This is a genomic window from Actinomadura craniellae (assembly GCF_003289645.1).
Lineage (GTDB): Bacteria > Actinomycetota > Actinomycetes > Streptosporangiales > Streptosporangiaceae > Actinomadura_D > Actinomadura_D craniellae.
Map to the genome: position 1 here is coordinate 444,867 of NZ_QLYX01000005.1, position 20,720 is coordinate 465,586.

Sequence of the window (20,720 nt, forward strand, 5' to 3'; positions counted from 1 at the left end):
TTCGGTGCGCTCCGGCGCCTTGGATGCTGAAGGATCAGCCAGCCCAGCGGATATGTGCGTGATCAGCCGGGGTTTTTCAGCGGAAGCGTTCGATGAGTGGGGTGGGGCCGTGGCCGGCGGCCCAGAGCGAGCGGGTGTTCCCTATCTGGGCGAGGCCGTACATGGTCGGGCGGGTGGGGATCGGCTGGGTGCGGGGGACCCGGGTCCAGGTGGTGCCGTCGAAGTGGTGGTAGTAGGTGTCGCGGTTGGTCTGCAACCAGAGGCCGCCGCGGCCGTCGGAGGCGATGCCGCCGAGGAAGCCCGGGTCGTCGGCGAGGGCGCCGACCTGCTGGAGGCTGGAGGGCGGCGGGGGCTGGTGCTCGGTCCAGGTGGTGCCGTCCCAGTGCAGTACTCGCGGGCCGGAGAAGAGCGGGTCGAACGGCAGGGTGTAGACCCAGACGTCGTTCGCGGCCAGGGGGAGGATCTGCAGGACCCAGTGCGGCCACTGGCCGGGGAGGGGGACCGGGGTCCAGGCTGTGCCGTCGTAGCGGGCGAGCGGCCCGCCGGTGCCGCCGGCCCACACGTCGTGGGGTGTGCGGGCGGCGATGGCCGACGGGGAGATCCCGGGATCATGCCGGACCCAGTCCCCGCCCTGGCGTTGCAGGACCGCGCAGTCCGACTCGGTGCAGCCGACCGACCAGGCGGTGCCGCCGGAGTCGACGGACACCCCCAGCGGTTTCGCCAGCGGGTAGGGCACGGCGCGCCAGGCCCGGCCGTTCCAGCGCAGCGCCCGGACATCGGCGGGGTTCGCGGACTGACCGACGGCCCAGGCGTTCGCCGGGCCGCGCGCGTCGACGTCCACCAGCTCCGGCGCGGTCCCGGCGGGCACGGCCTGGCGATCCCAGGCCGTGCCGTTCCAGCGCAGGACGACCGGCACGGTGGCACCCGCCTCCGAACCCACCACCCACGCGGCCCGGCGGTTGGGCGCGGTGACGCCGTGGAGAGCGGCGGGCGCCGCCAGCGCGGGCGTCGCGGCGGGGACCCACTGCCCAGGCGGCGGCTCGGCCAGCGCCCGGCCGGGCAGGGCCGTGACCAGCGCACCGGCCAGCGCGAGCGGAACGGTACGGCGAACGAGGACGGACACCACGGAGACCTCCAGGCGGGGCGGGATCTGTCGTGGGTCCGGTGATGCGGCCAGTCCGCCGCATCCCACCACAGCGTTCAGTGGCGAAGATAACCCCGGGGAACCCGCCGAGCAGCCTGCGCTCATGACCACAACCGGCAATCTCGCCGCCTCGGCGGGCCAGGCTGCGGAGCGGACGATTCTGGTGCCGACGTCACGATCACCGTCGGGCAGGGTGGCTGGATGGTTGCCGTGCCGAGGGCCGAGGACGATCCGGCGGCGAACTAGTGCGGTGTCCAGCAACGTTCGCCGGGTCCCCCTGCCTCGGAACGTGATCGTGGAGGATAGGTGGGGCTGGGACCCCACCTATCCTCCACGATCACGTTCCGGGCAAGCCGCAAGGGGAGGTCGGCAAACGTTGCTGGACACCGCACTAGGGAGGCTGCCCCGGGAACCCGGCGCCTGATGTCAGGGGCGGCGGATCTTGTGGGTGAGGGGCCAGACGCCGGTCGTGGGGTTGCGGGTGTGCGAGGCCCCGCTGGGGTCGAGGCGTTCGGCGCGTCCGCAGGCATGGGGGACGCCGTCGGCGAAGTGCCGGAAGTCCAACTCCGTCTTGTCGTAGGCGGGGAGATGCTTGCAGAGCAGCTTCAAGACCTCAGCCGTAGAAATGTGCGAGGTGTGGTCGGCGTGGTGCAGTAGCAGCCAGAGTTCGAAGCAGGGGTTGGACACCGCGACCCGGACGCCGTTCCGCTTCGCGATGGCGGCGGCCTGCTCGATGTCGCGGAACTCGTCCACGTCGAGAACACACCAGACCTCGTCGAAGTCGTCCCGGTCGAGCTTCCTTAACTTGACCGCGTGCCGGACGACCTCGGTCGGCGACTTGGGATACGCCTTCACCTCAATCTTCACGGCGGCGTTGCGCTCGGCCCGGCGCAACCCCTCGAAGTACTGCTTCTCCGTCCGGAGACCGCCGCAGACGATGAGAATCCGGGTGGCGAGCGGACGAGTCGCCCGGGGGCGCCTGCTGGTGCGCCCTTCCCGTCTACCCATTGGCGGCGTGCCGCTCGTCCAGAGCCGTGGAGAAATCCGCCGGATCCAGGAACGGAATCGCTCCCACCGACCCGCCGAGATACCTGCGCTCCCAGTTCAGGCCCTGCCGCGGTTTGAAGTCGGTCAGCGGGAACAGGCGGGTCTCTCCGGTCGGCGTCTTCTCGGCGAACCACACCTCGTCTCGTCGCAGTACTTCTTCTCCTTGCTGCCGGGCCAGGAGTGAAGTGTCGTGCGTGGTGAAGATCAGTTGTGCTCCATGCGGATTGGTCTCATCGTTCTGGAACAGCCGCACGAACTCTCGGACCAGCAGCGGGTGCAGGCTGGCATCCAGTTCGTCCACGAGCAGCACCTGCCCGCCGTCCAGGGCATCGAGGGTCGTTCCGAGAAAGTCGAACCAGGTCTGGGTTCCCCGCGACTCTTCGGAGAGCGGGATGCGAACCGGCCCGTCTGGCGTGTTCCTGATGGTGTTGATTTTCGGTGTGCCCGCAGTCGGCAGGGTGGAAGCAGGGCCGAAGTCGAAGAGATGCACGTCCCGTCCCGCCTCGATGTTTATGACGCTCCTTGAAAAGAAATCAGGACGGCTGGAAGGCGGATGGTGGAGTTGCTGGTCGCTCAGCCTGAGCTTTTGCAGCATCTCTATGATCCGCTTGGTGTCGAGCTCTCCGGCCTCCTCAGCCTGGGTCAGGAAGCTTCGCAGTACGTTTATCGTCTCTCTTCCGCTCTCGACCTCGATACCGGATATCCCGAGGTCCGCGGAATTCATGAGTTGAATCATGCGGCCCGCGTTGTCCTTGCGCGCCAGCTGCCGTAGGGCGCTGCGGCGGCGTTCCAGTGGGTCGAGCTGGTGGGCGATCACCAGGGAGGTCTCGAACCAGGCGAAGATGGGAGCGGCCTGTTCCAGGTTGTGCTGGGCGGCGGCGCTGAGGAAGAGGCTGTTGGGGCGGGTGACCTCTTCGATGGTGCTCTTCGGGCCGCGCAGGGTGTCGCCGAAGTGGAAGTCGTCGCCGTCCCGTTCGAAGAGGACGCGGCGGCGGCCGTGCGGGTAGGTGTACAGCCACTCCTCGGTGATGCGGTCGTCGTCGGCGCCGAAGCCGTACACGTATCTCTGGCCGTCCAGCAGCAGGTCCACTCCGAAGGTGGACGGCTCGGCCTCGGCGGAGCGGGCCAGGGCGAAGCGGTCGCGCGGTACGCCGCCGAGCGGACCCCACTGGGCGAAGGACTCCAGGACGGCGCGGCGCATGAAGCCGAGGGCGTCCAGCAGGTTGGACTTGCCGGAGGCGTTGGCGCCGTAGACGCCCGCGACGGGGGTGACCGGCCGGGTCTTGTCGTAGGCGGGCAGCAGCAGCAACTCCTGCTCGCCGTAGAACGAGCGGTGGTTGGCGACGCGGAAGCTCAGCAGCATGGCCACCCTCGATTGAAAGCCGGATCGTGCGAACTACTTGCACGATACCCATTCTGATCCGGGATCAGTGCCCGGTTCCCTCCTCGAAACGCACTGTTGCACTGTTCTTCGCTGTGGCGGCAAGGCGGAAGCGGCCCCGAGCCGATCGCGGGGTCGGGTCGCGGTGGCCGGGCTACCTGTATCTCTCGGCGAGCTGGGACTCCAGGTGCAGGCAGGCCACCAGGAGGAGCAGAGCGGCGGCGGCCTGGAGGAGGGGGAGGGGCAGCCACCACAGGGTGATCCGCCCGGTGCGGGCGACCAGGAACAGAGTCAGTGCCTGAGCGGCGGAGATGAACAGGCACAGCAGGCTGACGAGGGCGCCCGCCGCCGGCCCGTTGGTGTTGCTTCCGTCCCCCATGACGGAGACCGCCCAGGCCATCAGCAGGATGAGCACCACGCACGCCGAGCCGAGCACGTTGGCCAGCAGGAACGTCACCAGCAGGAACCGGGCCCAGGGGGTGGCGGGTGAGGCCCGTGGCCGAGAGTCCATCGTCGTCCGCCTTCCGGTGGGGCCGCGGGGGACGGCTCCGCCGCCCATCATGCCCGCCGCCGGCGGCACCGGTTCGAACACGGACCGGCGGGCCGCCCGCGTTCGGGCAGCCCGCCGGGGACGAGGTTCAGCGGCCGCCGCGGTGCGTGGTGCGGGTGGGCAGGCGGCGGGCATTCGGGCGGGCGCCGCGGGCGAAGGCCGCGGACTTGCGGTCGAGACCGCCCCCGAACCGCTGGTTCAGCTCGTTCTTCTTGTTCTTCTTGCCTTTTCCGGCAGCGTCTGACTCTCGCATGAATGGAACCTCCGGGCGCGTTGAATTACGGCCGCAACGGGCCGTTGAAAATGGTGATGAAGGCTCGCTGGACCCCGGACGGAACATCACGACGCACGCCCGGACCGGCCTGCAAGCAGGAAAAGGCCAGGTGGGCGAAGCGATGAACGGATGCCGGAAGGGCGAGTGGGAGGTGCGCTCTCAAGGCCGGGTGCCGGCCGAGGCTGCGGGTTCAACCCGAAGGGATCAGATCTCCATGTCGGCGACTTTATCCGACACGACCCGGCGGCCGTCAAGCCCAATTCGCAAAGAAATAAAAAGCGGGGCGCCCGCCAGGGGCGCCCCGCTCCGGCTGGTGGTCACTTGGTGAGGGTCAGTCCCCGGGCCGGGGTGACGGTGAGCGCGTCGGCGTCGGGGGAGCGGTCGACGACGACCTCGTCGCCGTCGTGGATCTCGCCCGACAGCAGTTCCCGGGCGAGCTGGTCGCCGATGGCGGTCTGCACCAGCCGGCGTAGCGGGCGCGCCCCGTACAGCGGGTCGTAGCCGGTCAGTGCCAGCCACTCGCGGGCCGCGTCCGTGACCGTCAGGGTGAGGCGGCGGTCGGCGAGCCGGGTGGCCAGCCGCTCCACCTGCAAGTCGACGATCTTGGTCAGTTCGGCGGTGGACAGGGCGTCGAACAGGATCACGTCGTCCAGCCGGTTCAGGAACTCCGGCTTGAACGCCGCCCGCACCGCGTTCATGACCGCGTCCCGCTTGGCGGGGCCCTCCAGCGCCGGGTCCACCAGGAACTGGGAGCCCAGGTTGGACGTCATGATCAGGATCGTGTTGCGGAAGTCGACCGTCCGGCCCTGCCCGTCGGTCAGCCGCCCGTCGTCGAGCACCTGGAGCAGGATGTCGAAGACCTCGGGGTGCGCCTTCTCCACCTCGTCCAGCAGCACCACGCAGTACGGGCGGCGCCGGACGGCCTCGGTGAGCTGGCCGCCCTCCTCGTACCCGACGTAGCCGGGGGGCGCGCCGACCAGCCGGGCCACCGAGTGCTTCTCGGAGTACTCCGACATGTCGATGCGGACCATCGCCCGCTTGTCGTCGAACAGGAACTCCGCCAGCGCCTTGGCCAGCTCGGTCTTGCCCACCCCGGTCGGGCCGAGGAACAGGAACGAGCCGGTCGGCCGGTCGGGGTCGGAGATGCCGGCCCGGGCCCGCCGCACCGCGTCCGACACGGCCCGCACCGCCGCCGACTGGCCGATCAGCCGGCGGCCGAGTTCGTCCTCCATCCGGAGCAGCTTGGCGGTTTCGCCCTCCAGCAGCCGCCCGGCGGGGATGCCGGTCCAGGCGGCCACCACCTCGGCGACGTCGTCGGACCCGACCTCCTCCTTGACCATCGCGTCGCGTGTTTCGGCGCTCTCGGCGGCGGCCTCCAGGTCCTTCTCCAGGGCGGGGATCTCGCCGTAGGTGAGCCGGGCGGACGTCTCCAGGTCGCCGTCGCGCTGGGCCCGCTCGGCCTCGCCGCGCAACTGGTCGATGCGCTTCTTCAGCTCGCCGACCCGGTTCAGCCCGGCCTTCTCCCGCTCCCACCGGCCGACCAGGGCGTTGAGCTGCTCCTGCTTGTCGGCCAGGTCGCGGCGCAGCCGCTCCCGCCGCTGCACGGACGCCTCGTCGGACTCGTTGGCGACCGCCAGCTCCTCCATCTTCAGCCGGTCCACCGAGCGCTGCAGCTCGTCGATCTCGACCGGACGGGAGTCGATCTCCATCCGGAGCCGGGACGCCGCCTCGTCCACCAGGTCGATGGCCTTGTCGGGCAGGAACCGGGCGGTGATGTACCGGTCGGACAGGGTGGCGGCCGCGACCAGCGCCGCGTCGGAGATCTGCACCTGGTGGTGCGCCTCGTACCGGCCCTTGAGCCCGCGCAGGATCGCGATGGTGTCCTCGACGGTCGGCTCGCCCACGAAGACCTGCTGGAACCGGCGCTCCAGGGCGGGGTCCTTCTCGATGCGCTCGCGGTACTCGTCCAGGGTGGTGGCGCCGATCATGCGCAGCTCGCCGCGGGCCAGCATGGGCTTGAGCATGTTGCCGGCGTCCATCGCGCCCTCGGCCGCGCCCGCCCCCACCATGGTGTGCAGCTCGTCGATGAAGGTGACGATCTGGCCGTCGCTCTCCTTGATCTCGTGGAGCACGGCCTTGAGGCGTTCCTCGAACTCGCCGCGGTACTTGGCGCCGGCGACCATGGCGCTGAGGTCCAGCGCCACCAGCCGCTTGCCGCGCAGCGACTCGGGGACGTCGCCCGCGACGATCCGCTGCGCCAGCCCCTCCACCACGGCGGTCTTGCCGACACCGGGCTCGCCGATCAGCACCGGGTTGTTCTTGGTGCGCCGGGACAGCACCTGCACCACCCGGCGGATCTCCGAGTCGCGCCCGATCACCGGGTCGAGCCCGCCGTCGCGGGCCCGGGAGGTCAGGTCGACGCCGTACTTCTCCAGCGCCTGGTAGGTGCCCTCGGGGTTCTCGCTGGTCACCCGGGCGTGCCCGCGCACCTTCTCGAACGCGTCGAGCAGCGCCTGCGGGGTGGCGCCCGCCTCGTTCAGCGGCTCCTTCACCGGGCCGCCGTCGGCGGCCAGCCCGACCAGCAGGTGCTCGGTCGAGACGTACTCGTCCTCCAGCTGCCGGGCCCGGTGCGCCGCGGTGTTGATCGCGACCATGAGCTGCCGGGACAGCTGCGGGGAGGCGACGGTGGAGCCGGCCGCCTTGGGCAGGCTCGCGATCTGCTCCTCCGCCCGGCGGCGCAGCGCCTGCCAGTCGGCGCCCACGGCCTCCAGCAGCGGGACGGCGGTGCCCTCGGGCTGGCTGATCAGCGCGACCAGCAGGTGCTGCGGCTCGACCTGCGGGTCGCCCTCGGCGGCCGCGCGGCGGACCGCCACGGAGACGGCCTCCTGACTCTTCTGGGTCAGCTTGTAGTCCATCTACTCCCCCTCGCTGCGCTGTCGCCAGAGCACCACGCTCGTCTGCCTGATCGGTACCAGTTCGCCCCCCGGCGGCCGGGTCCGGTCGCGGTGCAGTTGCGCCAACCGGGCGGCCACCGCGCGGGTGGACTCCAGCTCGCCGGCCATGTCCTCGGCGGTGCGGCGGAGCCGGTCGAGTTCCTCGTGCAGCCGCACGTTCTCCCGCTGGAGTTCCAGGATGTGTTTGATGCCGGCGAGGTTGATGCCCTCCTCCTGGGAGAGCCGCTGGATCTCGCGGAGCATCACGATGTCGCGCATCGAGTAGCGGCGGCCCCGCCCGGCGCTGCGTCCGGGGCTGACCAGGCCCATCCGGTCGTAGGTGCGCAGGGTCTGCGGGTGCAGCCCGGACAGTTGCGCCGCCACCGAGATCACATAGACCGGGGTGTCGTCGCCGAAGGGATCCATCACCCCTCCCTCGCCAGCTGGACGAGCTCGCTGCGCAGGTCCTCGCCGCTGCTGGTGGCGCGCATCCGCTCCAGCGCCTCGCGGGTGGTGTCGTCCAGCTTCTGCGGCACCTGGACCTCGACCGTCACCAGCAGGTCGCCCTTGGTGCCGTCGCGACGGGTCGCGCCGCGACCGCGGGCGCGGAAGGTGCGCCCGTTGGGGGTGCCCGCCGGGATGCGCAGGGTGACCGGCAGCCCCCGGTGGGTGGGCACCTTGATCTCGGCGCCCAGCGCCGCCTCGGGGAAGGTCACCGGGACGGTGATCGTCAGGTTGTCGCCGCTGCGGCCGAAGACCTTGTGCGGGGTGACCTTGATGGTGACGTACAGGTCACCGGCCGGGCCGCCGGCCTCGCCGGGCGCGCCCTTGCCCTTGAGCCGGATCTTCTGGCCGTCGCCCACCCCGGCCGGGATGCGCGCCTGGATGGTGCGGGTGCCGACGGCCCGGCCGCTGCCGCTGCACGTCGGGCACGGGTCGTCGACAACCAGGCCCCGGCCGCGGCACTCGTGGCACGGCTCGCTGAACCCGAAGCTGCCCAGGTTGCGGGTCTCCTGCCCGGTGCCCTCGCAGGACGGGCAGACCCGCGGCACGGTGCCGGTCTTGGCCCCGGTGCCCCGGCAACTCGGGCAGGGCGCCTCGCTGGACAGCCGCAGCGGGACGGTCACGCCGTCCAGCGACTCGCCGAACGACAGGGTCACCTCGGTCTCGACGTCCGCCCCGCGGCGGGCCCGCCGGGTGCCGCCCCCGGTGCGGGTGCCCGTGCCGGAGCGGTTGAACAGCCCGCCGAAGATGTCGCCGATACGCTCGCCTGCGCCCGCGCCGGCGCCGCCCTGCTGGTTGCCGAACAGGTCGCCGAGGTCGAAGCCGAAGCCGCCGCCCTGCTGGCCGCCGCGGAACCCGCCGCCGCGGAACAGGGTGCGCGCCTCGTCGTACTCCTTGCGGCGCTTGGTGTCGGAGAGGACGTCGTAGGCCTCGGAGATCTCCTTGAAGCGCTCCTCGGCGTTGTTGTCGCCCTTGTTGGCGTCCGGGTGGTGCTTGCGGGCCAGCGTCCGGTACGCCTTTTTGATCTCGTCCTGGCTCGCCGTCTTCGAGACACCGAGGACCTTGTAGTAGTCCTTCTCCAGGTAGTCCTTGGTGCTCACGGGGCCCTTCTCTCCAATGCTCGTGTTCGCCTTGCTCTTCCGGGCGGCCCCGCCGTGGCGGGGCCGCCCGGAAGGTCACTCGTCGCCGGTCTCGGTGCCCTCGGTCGCGGCCTCGGGCTCGGCGGGCTCGGCCACCGCGACCCGGGCCGGCCGGAGGATCCGCTCGCCGATCCGGTAGCCGGGCTGGAGGATGTCGACGCAGGTCGGCTCGGTGACCTCGGCCGAGTACGAGTGCATCAGCGCCTCGTGCACGGTCGGGTCGAACGGCTCGCCCTTGTCGCCGAACCGGACCAGCCCGAGCTTGCCCACCGCCGACTCCAGGGACTCGCCGACCGACTTGAACGCGCCGGTCAGCTCGTCGTGGTCGCGGGCGCGGCCGATGTCGTCGAGGATCGGCAGCAGCTCGCCGAGCACGCTCCCCACCGCCTGCTCGCGGACCGCGACCCGGTCGCGCTCCACCCGCTTGCGGTAGTTGGCGTACTCGGCCTGCAGGCGCTGCAGGTCGGCGGTGCGCTCGTCGAGCCGTTCCTTGAGGTCGGCCGCCGCACCGTCGTCCGCGGCGGGCGCGGGCTCGGGAGCGGGTTGCTTGGCCTGCTCCCGGACCTGGCCCGTCTCGGGGTCGATGCGCCGCCGGTCGTTGATCACCGGCCCCTCGCGCTCCTCGCCCTCGTCAGGACGACTCATCGTCGTGCTCCTTTTCTACGAACTCGCCGCCTGGTCAGGCCTTGCCCTTGCCGTCCTCGTCCACGATCTCGGCGTCGACGACCTCGTCGTCCTGGTCGCCGGGGGTGGCGTCGGCGGTGGGCGGGGCGTCGGCGGCCTCGCCCTGGTTCTGGGCGTACATCGCGGCGCCCATCTTCTGGCTGACCTGGGCGAGCTGCTCGCTGCTGGTGCGGATGGCGTCGGTGTCGGTGCCCTCCAGGTTCTTCTTGACCTCGGCGACCGCCTCCTCGACCTCCTTCTTGATGTCCGCGGGGATCTTCTCGTCGTTCTCCCGCAGGAACTTCTCGGTCGAGTAGGCGAGGGTGTCGGCCTGGTTGCGGACCTCGGCCTCCTCCTTGCGCCGGCGGTCCTCCTCGGCGTACTGCTCGGCCTCGCGCATCATCTTCTCGATGTCGTCCTTCGGCAGCGCGGAGCCGCCGGTGATGACCATCGACTGCTCCTTGCCGGTGCCCTGGTCCTTGGCACTGACGTTGACGATGCCGTTGGCGTCGATGTCGAAGGTGACCTCGATCTGGGGCATGCCGCGGGGCGCCGGGGGCAGCCCGGTGAGCTGGAAGGTGCCCAGCTTCTTGTTGTACGCGGCGATCTCGCGCTCGCCCTGGTAGACCTGGATCTCCACGGACGGCTGGTTGTCGTCGGCGGTGGTGAAGACCTCCGACCGCTTGGTCGGGATCGTGGTGTTCCGCTCGATGATCTTGGTGAAGATGCCGCCCTTGGTCTCGATGCCCAGGCTCAGCGGGGTCACGTCCAGCAGGAGGACGTCCTTGACCTCGCCCTTGAGCACGCCCGCCTGGAGGCTGGCGCCGACCGCCACGACCTCGTCGGGGTTGACGCTCTTGTTGGGCTCCTTGCCGCCGGTCAGCTCGCGCACCAGCTCGGCGACGGCGGGCATCCGGGTGGAGCCGCCGACCAGCACGATGTGCGCGATGTCGCCGATGCTGACGCCGCCGTCCTTGAGGACCTGGCGGAACGGGCCCTTGGTCCGCTCCAGGAGGTCGGCGGTGAGCTTCTGGAACTCGGCCCGGGTGAGCTTCTCGTCCAGGTGCAGCGGGCCCTCGGCGCTGGCGGTGATGTAGGGCAGGTTGATGCCGCTCTCGGACGAGCTGGACAGCTCGATCTTGGCCTTCTCGGCCGCCTCGCGGAGCCGCTGCAGCGCCATCTTGTCCTTGGACAGGTCGACGCCGTGCGCGTTTTTGAACCGGGTGACCAGCCAGTCGACGATCTTGTTGTCCCAGTCGTCGCCGCCCAGGTGGTTGTCGCCGCTGGTGGCCTTGACCTCGACCACGCCGTCGCCGACCTCCAGCAGGGACACGTCGAACGTGCCGCCGCCCAGGTCGAAGACCAGGATGGTGGCCTCGCCCTCGCGCTCCAGGTGGTAGGCCAGCGCGGCGGCGGTGGGCTCGTTGATGATGCGCAGGACGTTCAGGCCCGCGATCTGCCCGGCCTCCTTGGTGGCCTGCCGCTGGTGGTCGGAGAAGTACGCCGGGACGGTGATCACCGCGTCGGTGACCGTCTCGCCCAGGTACGCCTCGGCGTCGCGCTTGAGCTTCTGCAGCACGAACGCGCTGATCTGCTGCGGCGTGAAGTCCTTGCCGTCGATGGAGGTCTTCCAGTCGGTGCCCATCTCGCGCTTGACCGAACGGATCGTCCGGTCGACGTTGGTCACCGCCTGGCGCTTGGCCACCTCACCGACGAGAACCTCGCCGTTCTTGGCGAAGGCGACGACGGACGGCGTGGTCCGCGACCCCTCCGCGTTGGCGATAACGGTGGGCTCGCCGCCCTCCAGAATCGCGACGACCGAGTTGGTCGTCCCGAGGTCGATACCGACCGCACGTGCCATGTCTCTTCGTCCTCCGTCGTTGCTCGGCCGCCCCCCAGGAGGCCGCTTCGCTCGCTGTGGTCACTCGCGGAACGAGTTCCGTTCTTGTGCAAGGTTGCCGCCAGGAGGGCCTCTTGTCAAATGACTTGAGTCTGCCCGACTCAACTTTGCTGACGCTGTCCTCAACAGAACGGCTGAGCCGATTATTCCGGTTCCCGAGCACCTGAGGTCATCGGTAACGATGGGACGTTCCGTACCACTTCCTGGTGAAACAGCACATCGGAACGGACGGAGGTGCGGGCGGTGGCGGATGACGCGGAACATTTCACCGCGATCTATGACGCCTGCCGACAGCGGGTCTGGGCTTACGCGGTGAGCCGGGCCGGCCGGCAGGTGGCCGACGAGGTGGTGAGCGAGACCTTCGCGATCGCCTGGCGGCGGCTGGCCGACGTGCCGGACCCGCCGCTGCCCTGGCTGCTCGGCGTGGCGCGCAACGTCCTGCGCGACAACTTCCGGGCGGAGGTCCGCCGCGAGTCGCTGGCGGCCGAACTGGCCAGCTGGGACGCCGCGGTGCAGGAGGACATCGCCGACCAGGTCGCCGACCGCCTGGCGATCGTCCGCGCGCTGGCCGCACTGGGCGAGGACGACCGCGAGGTGCTGCTCCTGGTGGCCTGGCAGGGGATGGCGCCACGCGACGCGGCCCGCGTCCTGGGCTGCTCGGCCACCGCGCTGCGCGTCCGGCTGCACCGCGCCCGCCGCCGGCTGGCCCGGGCCGCCGCCGACCCGCCGCCGGCGGCCCGGCCCGCCCGCACCGTCACCCCCGCTCCGCTGCGCATTGCCCGAAAGGAAGTGTCATGACCCGCGATGTGATGCGCCGGCTGGCCGAGGCCCGCCCCGCCCACCTGGACCCCGACGCCCCCGTCGACGAGGGCACCCGCCGCGCGGAGCTCGCCCGCGCCACGTACGGCGCCCAGGCGTCGTCCGCCGCCCGGGGCCGGGCCCGGGGCGGCCGGCGGCTGCGCTGGGGCCTGGCCGGGGTCGCGGTGGCGACCGGCGCCGCCGTGGCGCTCGCCGTCCTGCCGGACGACTCCGCCGTCGCCCCCCGTGACGGCGGATCGGGCGGGGCGCCGGTGGTGGCGCTGGACGCGCGGACGATCCTGCTCACCGCCGCCGACCGGGCGGCGGCGCAACCCGACCGGCCCGGCCGGTACTGGCACACCGTGCGGGTGGGCAGCGGCGCCTACCGGGTCAAGTCGCCGGGCGGCGACTACACGATCGTGACGCGGAGCGAGCAGAAAGCCTGGACCCCGTTCACCCCCGGGAACCACGGCTGGAGCGGTTCCCGGGACCTGGGCGCCGTCCCGGCCACCCCGGCCGACGAGGCCGCCTGGCGGCGGGCCGGCGCGCCGAGCGAGCTCACCGTCCAGGTGGGCGGGAGGAAGGCGTCGGGCCCGGTGCGGCTGAAGCCGATGCCGGTGTCCACCCGCCCGGGCGAGGAGCGGATCGAGCGCCACCCGCTGGTCGGCGGCGACAAGGTGTTCTGGCTGGGCCGCAACGTCACCATGAAGGACCTGCGCACCCTGCCGGACACCCCGGCCGCGCTGAAGAAGTGGCTGCTGCGCTCCTACGCGGGCCACGGCACCGAGACCACCGACCAGAAGATGTCGTCGGACGACTGGCTGTTCACCGTGACGACCGGGCTGATCATCGACATGCCGGTGACGCCGGCGACCCGCGCCGCGGCCTTCCGGATGCTCGCCGACCTGAAGACCGTCCGGGCGCTCGGCACGGTCAAGGACGCGCGGGGCCGCTCCGGCAGCGCGGTGGCCGTCACCGAGCGGACGCCCAACGGCACCTTCCAGCACCGCCTGATCATCGACCCGGCCACCGCCCGCCCGCTGGCCGACGAGCGGGTCCTCATCAAGGGCGCGGGCATGTCCGCGAAACTGCCCACCGGGACGGTCGTCTTCTCCACGGTCGTGCTCGGCAACGGCTGGACGGACGCCGCTCCGCGCTGACCCGTCCCGCCCTTCGAGGGGGCGCCGGCCCGTGAGGCCGGCGCCCCTTCCGGCGTGAAAGCGGGGGGCACCATCGGGGGATACACGGTGACCGCGTCCGCGCCACGAAAGGGCACCGATGCCAGGAAGACCGCAGTGACCGCCCCGCCCCGGGCGGACGACTCCGCCGCGATCCGGCTGTCGCGGGACGAACCGGAACGCTTCGGCGAGATCTTCGACGCCCACTTCGCCGAGATCCACCGCTACGTCGCCGCCCGGCTGGGCCGGGACGCGGCCGAGGACGTGGTCGCCGAGACCTTCCTCATCGCGTTCCGCAAGCGGGAGAGCTACGACGCCGACCGCGCGGCCGTCCGCACCTGGCTGTACGGCATCGCCACCAACCTGGTGAGCAAGCACCGCCGCACCGAGATCCGCGCGCTGCGGGCGCTCGGCCGCAGCGGCCCCGACCGGCCCGCGGCGTCCCCCGAGGAGCGGGTGCTCGACGAGGTCAGCGCCCGGCGGCTGCGTCCCGAACTGGCGGCGGCGATCGCCGGGCTGGGCCCGGGCGACCGGGACGTGCTGCTGCTCGTCGCGCTGGCCGGGCTGCGCCACGACGAGATCGCGACCGTGCTGGGCATCCCGTACGGCACGGTCGGCTCCCGGCTGAACCGGGCGAGGAAGAAACTGCGCACCGTGCTGGGCGGCGCCGACCCGATGCAGGAGGAGAACGACCGTGGATGACCTCGCGATGGTGCGCGAACTGTACGGGGAGACCCCGGCCGACCCGGAGCTGCGGGAGCGGGTCCGCGTCCGGCTCACCGAACCGGCCCGCCCGCGCCGCCGGGTGAAGGCGACGTTCGGGCTGGGCCTCGCCGCCGCCGCGACCGCCGCCGCGCTGGCCGGCGGGACCCTGCTGTCCGGCGGCGCCCCCGCGGCGCCCCCGCGCGAGACCACCGCGGCACAGCCGATGGACGCGCGGACGGTCCTGCTGGCGGCGGCCGACAACGCCGCCCGGGAGAAGCCCGGCCGCTACTGGCGGCTGCACACCACCGGCGGGCAGTCGTACCGGGTGGACGGCTACACGATCGAGGGTTACCGCTGGGAGACCGACGCGTGGACGGCCCGCTCGACGGACGAGCCCGACCTGTACTTCGACCGGGACCTGCCCACCCGGCCGCTGACGGCCGCGGACGCGGCCGCCTGGCGCGCGGCCGGATCGCCGACCACCTGGCGGGTGAGTTCCAACGGTGACCCGAGAGTGCTCACCACGCGGTCCACCGGCTGGCGCTACGGGCGCGCCACACCCGGTAAGAAGAAGCGGATCCGGGAGGACATGCGCAAGGCCTGCGCGGGATCCAGGCTGAAGGACGCCCCGCAGTGCGTCTCGCCGCAGGAGGCCGATCGGTTCGCGGCGGACCCGGCGCGCCTCAAGGAGATGCTCGCCGCGCGGCCGCCGCGGGGGCTGGAGGGGGAGGCGGCGCGCGTCGACATGCTCCGGATCTTCACTTTCCTGACCGACAAACCCGCCACGCCCGCGGTGCGGGCGGCGGCCTTCCGGCTGCTGGTGGAGACGCCTGGGATCCGGCTGGTCGGCCCGGTCCGGGACGCCGCGGGCCGGCCGGGGGTCGCGCTGGCCGCGCGCGGCACCATGCGGGAGGGCAGCGGCACCGTCTACGACCAGCAGATCATCCTGGATCCAAAGACCTACCGGATCCTCGGCGAGCAGCGGGTCGTGGTGCGGGCGGGCGGTTCGATGGCCGGGATGTCCCCGGGCACCGTGCTGAGCCGCACCCTGGTGCATCGGGTGGGGTGGACCGACGAGCGGCCCCGGCACCCCTGATCGGCCGGAGAGCCGGGCGCCGCGGGCGCCCGGCTCTTTGCGCGTTCACAACCGGAGCGCGTTTTGGCTGTTCGCGCGCCCGGAGGTATGCCTGAGTGTGACGAGTCCGTAGCGGGCAAAAGCTACTAGCCAGTAGTATTCAGCCCCCGGATCAGGGGCCGTGCGTCGCGAGCCCTACTCTGACAGCCGACGCCCGTACCCCAGGAGGACGGAACCTTGCAGTACGCGCTCACGTTGATCGTCGGGCTCGCCGGTGCGGCGGTGACGCTCGTCCTGGCCGGCCGGCGAATCCTGTTCCTGTGGAAGTTGTTCCGCACCGGCCAGCCCGACCCCGAACGGGTCCTCCAGGTCAAGCGCGACCCGAAGGCCGATGTCGAAGGCCAGGTCGTGGAGGTCTTCGGCCAGCGCAAGCTGCTGAAGTGGACGGTGGCGGGGCTCGCCCACTTCTTCGTCATGTGGGCCTTCATCCTGCTGATCACCGTCTACCTGGAGGCGGGTGTCCAGCTGCTCTTCGGGCTGCACGCGCACATCCCCTTCATCCAGACATGGCCTCCGATCGGGTTCGTCCAGGACTTCATCGCCGTGATGTGCCTGGCCGGCCTGGCCACCTTCACCGGGATCCGGATCAAGAACTCGCCGAAGAAGCTCGACCGCAGGTCCCGCTTCAAGGGCTCGCACACCAGCGGCGCCTGGCTCATCCTGTTCATGATCTTCAACGTGATCTGGACGATGTTCTTCTTCCGCGGCGCCGAGGTCGCCAACGAGAACTTCAGCTACGGCAAGGCCGCGTTCGCCTCCCACGGCGTCGGCCAGCTCATGAAGAACATCGGCGAGCCCGAGTCCGGCACCATGGTCGCCGTCGAGGCCGTCGGGCTGCTGCTGCACATCGGCGTGGCGCTGGCGTTCCTGGTCATCGTGGTGAACTCCAAGCACCTGCACATCTTCCTGGCCCCGCTGAACGTCATGTTCAAGCGCCGCCCCGACGGCCTGGGCGCCCTCCTGCCGATGATGAGCAACGGCAAGCCGCTGGACTTCGAGGAGGCCGACCCCGACGAGGACACCTTCGGCCGCGGCAAGATCGAGGACTTCACCTGGAAGGGCTTCCTCGACATGACGACCTGCACCGAGTGCGGGCGTTGCCAGTCGCAGTGCCCGGCCTGGAACACCGGCAAGCCGCTGTCGCCGAAGATGGTCATCCTGGAACTGCGCGACCACGCCTTCGCCAAGGCCCCGTACATGCTCGCCACCGAGGAGGAGCGCGAGAAGTTCACCGACGAGCAGAAGCTCGCCATGGAGGTGGACAAGGAGCTCGTCGGCGACGAGGGCGTCATCCACCCCGACGTGCTGTGGTCCTGCACCAACTGCGGGGCGTGCGTCGAGCAGTGCCCGGTCGACATCGAGCACATCGACCACATCCTCGACATGCGCCGCTTCCAGGTGATGATCGAGTCGTCGTTCCCGTCCGAGGCGGGCGTGATGCTCAAGAACCTGGAGAACAAGGGCAACCCGTGGGGGATGTCCGAGATGAAGCGGCTCGAATGGATCGAGGACCTGGACTTCGAGGTCGAGGTCGTCGACGACAAGCTGCCCGAGGGCACCGAATACCTGTTCTGGGTGGGCTGCGCCGGCGCCCTGGAGGACCGGGCGAAGAAGACCACCAAGGCCGTCGCCGAACTGCTGCACATCGCGGGCGTGAAGTTCGCGGTGCTCGGCCCGATGGAGGCGTGCACCGGTGACCCGGCCCGCCGGCTGGGCATGGAGTTCGTCTTCCAGATGCTCGGCCAGCAGAACGTCGAGACGCTGAACGACGCGGGCGTCAAGAAGATCGTGGCGACCTGCCCGCACTGCTTCAACACGCTGGCCAACGAGTACCCGCAGATCGGCGGGAACTACGAGGTCGTCCACCACACCCAGCTGCTCGCCAAGCTGGTCGAGGAGGGCAAGCTCACCCCGGTCACCCCGATCGAGGAGAAGATCACCTACCACGACCCCTGCTTCCTGGGCCGGCACAACAAGGTCTACAAGCAGCCGCGCGACATCATGGCCACGGTCCCGGGCGTGCAGACCCAGGAGATGCACCGGCACAAGGACCGCGGCTTCTGCTGCGGCGCCGGCGGCGCCCGGATGTGGATGGAAGAGCGGATCGGCAAGCGCATCAACACCGAGCGGGTGGACGAGGCGCTGGGCACCGACCCCGACACCGTCTCCACGGCCTGCCCGTTCTGCCTGGTCATGCTGGGCGACGCCATCAACGAGAAGAAGAACTCCGGGGACGCCAAGGAGTCCCTGGAGGTCGTCGACGTCTCCCAGTTGCTGATCAGGTCGGTCAAGGGCGAGAAGGAGCCCGCGGCGGCCGAGTGAGCATCCGGTGGGAGGCCCCGGCCGGGGCCTCCCACCGCGCCGGGCACGGGCCGGTCAGGGACCCCGCGGCGGCCGGACGGCCGGCGCGGTGGACGCGGTCCCGGGCAGCAGGTCCTCCGGCCCGGTGATGCGGTAGCCGTCGCAGTCGAGCGCCACCCCGGCACAGTTCTCGGCGACGGCCAGCGCCGCCGCCGCGATCTCCCGGGCCGAGCCGTGGCCGTCCGCCGCCGCCCCGGCGAGCTCGCAGCCCACCAGCGCGGGCCGGTCGCGCAGCGGGCCCAGCGCGTGCGGCCGGGCGCGGGCCTCCCGGACCAGGGCCGTGAAGCGCGCCGTGGCGTAGACCTCCAGCCCCGCCGTGGCCACCGGGCTGTGGGCGACCCCCGCGTAGGTGTCGATCCCCTCCGGGCGGTCGTGCACCGGCCCGCCGTGCCGCACCAGCAGCGCCGCCAGTTCGGTGGGGCCCGGACGGGCGGGCAGGTAGACGGTGGCGGTGAGGTGGTCGGCGTCCCGGCCGCGCTGGGCCCGCCCGTCGCGCAACCAGCGCCCGCCCAGCCGGTGCGCCAGGCCCGGCAGCGCGGGCGCGCCGCCCGTGGCGACGTACGCGGCCCGCCAGTCGCCCTCCAGCCCGGCGCGCCGGGCCAGGCCGGGCGGCGGCGCGACGGGGCCGTACAGCGCCAGCCCGGCCGCGGACCGGAGCATGCCGTCGCCGGGTTCGGTGTCCGGGTGGAACAGCCGGACGGTCTCCAGCATCCGCCCAGGGTCGGGCGCGTCGGGCAGGAGCAGGGTCGGGGCGCGCCGGATCCGGCGACTACGTCTGTCGATGAGTCCGATCACAGTGAGTGAGACGCGCGAAACCCTGCCGGCGATGACCGCTGGACGCATCAATCTGCACACAGCGTGGCGACATATGGCGTATCGTGCTTGGAAGGTATGGAAGACGCTTCAATCCGGTCACAGGTTGACATCAAGTTTCCATGACGTAAGTCACACTTTTCCCAGGTCCCGAAGTCGGTGGGCGCACCGGGTGGGCTCGATGGGGTGACCTACCCGGCCCGTTCCGCGAGTATGCGACACCCGGGTGTTTCCGCAGGTCAGTATGCATTTGTCGGCTTTGCTGTCCGGTCGTGACCGAATTGGGCACATCCGGGGTACGGGGAAATAGAACAGCCCTACCCGGCTTCTCCCCTCTCAAACATATGCCTGCCGGTCGGTGCCGGATTGGGGACAGAAGCCTCGGCTAGGTTCGATGCATATGGCGACCGAAATTTCCCGATTGCCCAGTACCGAAGAACTGCCCAGACTTGCCCACCCCACCATTGCCGACGGTCGCGAACTATGGCAGATGGCTCGCGAGTCGAAGACCCTGGACCTCAACTCGCCCTATGCCTACACGCTCTGGTGCCGCGATTTCGCCGCCACCTCGGTGGTCGCCCACGGCACCGGCGGACCCTGCGGATTCATCATCGGATACGCGCGGCCGAGCCGGCCGGACACCCTTTTCGTGTGGCAGGTCGCGGTCGCCCGGTCGCACCGCGGCCAAGGCCTCGCCCGGCGCATGCTGGGCGAACTCGCGACCGGCCGGCGCTACGTCGAGGCCACCGTCACCCCGGGCAACGAACCCTCCACCCGCCTGTTCGAGTCCTTCGCCCGGGAACGCGACACCGCGCTGACCCGGAGCCCGATCTTCACCGAAGACCATTTTCCAACACCGCACGAGCCCGAGGTGCTTTTCCGCATCGGTCCTCTCGCGTAACTAGCCGACCCCTTACCCACCCCTTCAGTAAGGCGAAAGCATGGAAATCTTCAACCGTGTCGAATCCGAGGTGCGCAGCTACTGCCGTAGCTGGCCGACAGTATTCAAAAGTGCCCAGGGAAGCCATGTCACCGATGAATCGGGGCGGACCTTTCTCGATTTCTTCGCGGGCGCCGGCTCGCTGAATTACGGGCACAACGATCCGCGGATCAAACAGAAGCTGCTGGACTACCTCGCCGGTGACTCGATCGTGCACTCCCTGGACGCGCACACCGTGGCCAAGCGCGAGTTCCTGCGGACCTTCCAGGAAGTCGTCCTGGCACCGCGCAGCCTGGACTACAAGATCCAGTTCCCGGGCCCCACCGGAACCAACGCGGTCGAGGCCGCGCTGAAACTCGCCCGCAAGTACACCGGCCGCGAGACGGTCGTCAGTTTCACCAACGCTTTCCACGGCATGACGCTGGGCGCGCTCGCGGTGACCGGCAACTCGGTGAAACGCGGTGGTGCGGGAATCCCGCTGAATCACGTCCACACCATGCCGTACGACAACTACCTCGATGGCCGCACCCCGGACTTCCTCCTTTTCGAGCGCATGCTGGCCGACAGCGGCAGCGGGCTGGACCGGCCCGCCGCGGCGATCGTGGAGACGGTCCAGGGCGAGGGCGGGCTCAACCCGGCCAGCGCCGACTGGCTGCGCGGGCTGGCCGACCTGTGCCGGCGACACGACATGCTGCTCATCGTCGACGACATCCAGATGGGCTGCGGCCGGACCGGCCCGTTCTTCAGCTTCGAGGAGTCCGGCATCACCCCGGACATCGTCTGCCTGTCGAAGTCGCTCAGCGGGTACGGGCTGCCGTTCGCCCTCACCCTGTTCCGCCCCGAACTCGACGTCTGGGAGCCCGGCGAGCACAACGGCACCTTCCGCGGCTTCAACCCCGCCTTCGTCACCGCCACCGCCGCCCTGGAGTACTGGACCGACGACGAACTGGAGAAGGAGACCCGGGTCAAGGGCGAGCGGGTGCGCGGCGCGCTGGCCGAGATCGCCGCCGAGCACGGCGGCGAACTCCGCGGCCGGGGCCTGGCCCAGGGGATCGCGTTCTCCGACACCGGGCTGGCCGGCCGGGCCTGCGCCGCCGCGTTCGAGCGCGGCCTGCTGATGGAGACCTCCGGGCCCGAGGACGAGGTCGCCAAGCTGCTGCCGCCCCTGACCATCACCGACACGGACCTGGCCACCGGGCTGGAGATCCTGCGCGAGTCCGTCGCCGCCGCCCGCGAGCCGCAACCCGCCTGAGGA

Annotated in this window: 18 protein-coding genes; 7 read left to right on the top strand and 11 right to left on the bottom strand. The window is 70.8% G+C overall.

What is annotated here, in order from left to right:
* Positions 1–76: 76 nt before the first annotated feature.
* From DPM19_RS14360 to dnaK, 10 genes are all read right to left on the bottom strand, one after another.
* Entirely contained in the window at positions 77–1,123 is a 1,047-nt protein-coding gene (locus DPM19_RS14360) for a hypothetical protein (protein WP_146778866.1), read from the bottom strand.
* Between the two features lie 447 nt (positions 1,124–1,570).
* Complete coding sequence (locus DPM19_RS14365) at positions 1,571–2,152, bottom strand: RloB family protein (protein ID WP_111867358.1); 582 nt, start codon at positions 2,150–2,152, stop codon at positions 1,571–1,573.
* Positions 2,145–3,554: an AAA family ATPase gene (locus DPM19_RS14370; RefSeq protein ID WP_233510156.1), complete on the bottom strand. Its 1,410-nt coding sequence runs from the start codon at positions 3,552–3,554 to the stop codon at positions 2,145–2,147. Before DPM19_RS14370 ends, DPM19_RS14365 begins: the two co-directional genes overlap by 8 nt.
* 172 nt (positions 3,555–3,726) lie before the next feature.
* Positions 3,727–4,083, bottom strand: coding sequence for a hypothetical protein (locus DPM19_RS14375; protein WP_146778867.1), 357 nt, complete (start codon positions 4,081–4,083; stop codon positions 3,727–3,729).
* A 127-nt stretch (positions 4,084–4,210) separates the two neighbouring features.
* Positions 4,211–4,375, bottom strand: coding sequence for a hypothetical protein (locus DPM19_RS35255; protein ID WP_158566788.1), 165 nt, complete (start codon positions 4,373–4,375; stop codon positions 4,211–4,213).
* A gap of 338 nt (positions 4,376–4,713) precedes the next feature.
* Positions 4,714–7,311 carry an ATP-dependent chaperone ClpB gene (clpB, locus tag DPM19_RS14380; RefSeq protein WP_111867366.1) on the bottom strand — a complete coding sequence of 866 codons (2,598 nt, stop codon included), beginning with the start codon at positions 7,309–7,311 and terminating at the stop codon, positions 4,714–4,716.
* Positions 7,312–7,755: a heat shock protein transcriptional repressor HspR gene (locus DPM19_RS14385; RefSeq protein WP_111867368.1), complete on the bottom strand. Its 444-nt coding sequence runs from the start codon at positions 7,753–7,755 to the stop codon at positions 7,312–7,314.
* Entirely contained in the window at positions 7,755–8,933 is a 1,179-nt protein-coding gene (dnaJ, locus tag DPM19_RS14390; protein ID WP_111867370.1) for a molecular chaperone DnaJ, read from the bottom strand. The genes DPM19_RS14385 and dnaJ overlap by 1 nt, the downstream gene beginning before the upstream one ends.
* A 75-nt stretch (positions 8,934–9,008) precedes the next feature.
* Positions 9,009–9,617: a nucleotide exchange factor GrpE gene (grpE, locus tag DPM19_RS14395; RefSeq protein WP_111867372.1), complete on the bottom strand. Its 609-nt coding sequence runs from the start codon at positions 9,615–9,617 to the stop codon at positions 9,009–9,011.
* Between the two features lie 34 nt (positions 9,618–9,651).
* Positions 9,652–11,496 (bottom strand): molecular chaperone DnaK, encoded by a 1,845-nt coding sequence (gene dnaK / locus DPM19_RS14400; protein WP_111867375.1) that lies wholly within the window; start codon positions 11,494–11,496, stop codon positions 9,652–9,654.
* 282 nt (positions 11,497–11,778) lie between these two features.
* Between dnaK and DPM19_RS14405 the strand changes: the two genes are divergently transcribed.
* The 5 genes from DPM19_RS14405 to DPM19_RS14430 all read left to right on the top strand — a co-directional run bounded on the left by DPM19_RS14405 (position 11,779) and on the right by DPM19_RS14430 (position 17,673).
* Positions 11,779–12,333 (top strand): RNA polymerase sigma factor, encoded by a 555-nt coding sequence (locus DPM19_RS14405; RefSeq protein WP_111867581.1) that lies wholly within the window; start codon positions 11,779–11,781, stop codon positions 12,331–12,333.
* On the top strand, positions 12,330–13,493 hold the full coding sequence (locus DPM19_RS14415; RefSeq protein WP_146778868.1) for a CU044_5270 family protein: 1,164 nt from the start codon (positions 12,330–12,332) through the stop codon (positions 13,491–13,493). Before DPM19_RS14405 ends, DPM19_RS14415 begins: the two co-directional genes overlap by 4 nt.
* A gap of 135 nt (positions 13,494–13,628) precedes the next feature.
* Complete coding sequence (locus DPM19_RS14420; protein ID WP_111867384.1) at positions 13,629–14,213, top strand: RNA polymerase sigma factor; 585 nt, start codon at positions 13,629–13,631, stop codon at positions 14,211–14,213.
* Entirely contained in the window at positions 14,206–15,312 is a 1,107-nt protein-coding gene (locus DPM19_RS14425; RefSeq protein WP_111867386.1) for a CU044_5270 family protein, read from the top strand. Before DPM19_RS14420 ends, DPM19_RS14425 begins: the two co-directional genes overlap by 8 nt.
* Before the next feature lie 216 nt (positions 15,313–15,528).
* On the top strand, positions 15,529–17,673 hold the full coding sequence (locus tag DPM19_RS14430; protein ID WP_407642529.1) for a (Fe-S)-binding protein: 2,145 nt from the start codon (positions 15,529–15,531) through the stop codon (positions 17,671–17,673).
* A 54-nt stretch (positions 17,674–17,727) separates the two neighbouring features.
* On the opposite strand, the gene DPM19_RS14435 is transcribed toward DPM19_RS14430, so the two are convergent.
* Positions 17,728–18,423 (bottom strand): hypothetical protein, encoded by a 696-nt coding sequence (locus DPM19_RS14435; protein WP_111867389.1) that lies wholly within the window; start codon positions 18,421–18,423, stop codon positions 17,728–17,730.
* Between the two features lie 502 nt (positions 18,424–18,925).
* Between DPM19_RS14435 and ectA the strand changes: the two genes are divergently transcribed.
* A complete protein-coding gene (ectA, locus tag DPM19_RS14440; RefSeq protein WP_199485077.1) occupies positions 18,926–19,426 on the top strand; it encodes a diaminobutyrate acetyltransferase in 501 nt (166 codons plus the stop codon).
* A 40-nt stretch (positions 19,427–19,466) separates the two neighbouring features.
* A complete protein-coding gene (gene ectB, locus DPM19_RS14445; RefSeq protein ID WP_111867394.1) occupies positions 19,467–20,717 on the top strand; it encodes a diaminobutyrate--2-oxoglutarate transaminase in 1,251 nt (416 codons plus the stop codon).
* Positions 20,718–20,720 lie beyond the last annotated feature (3 nt).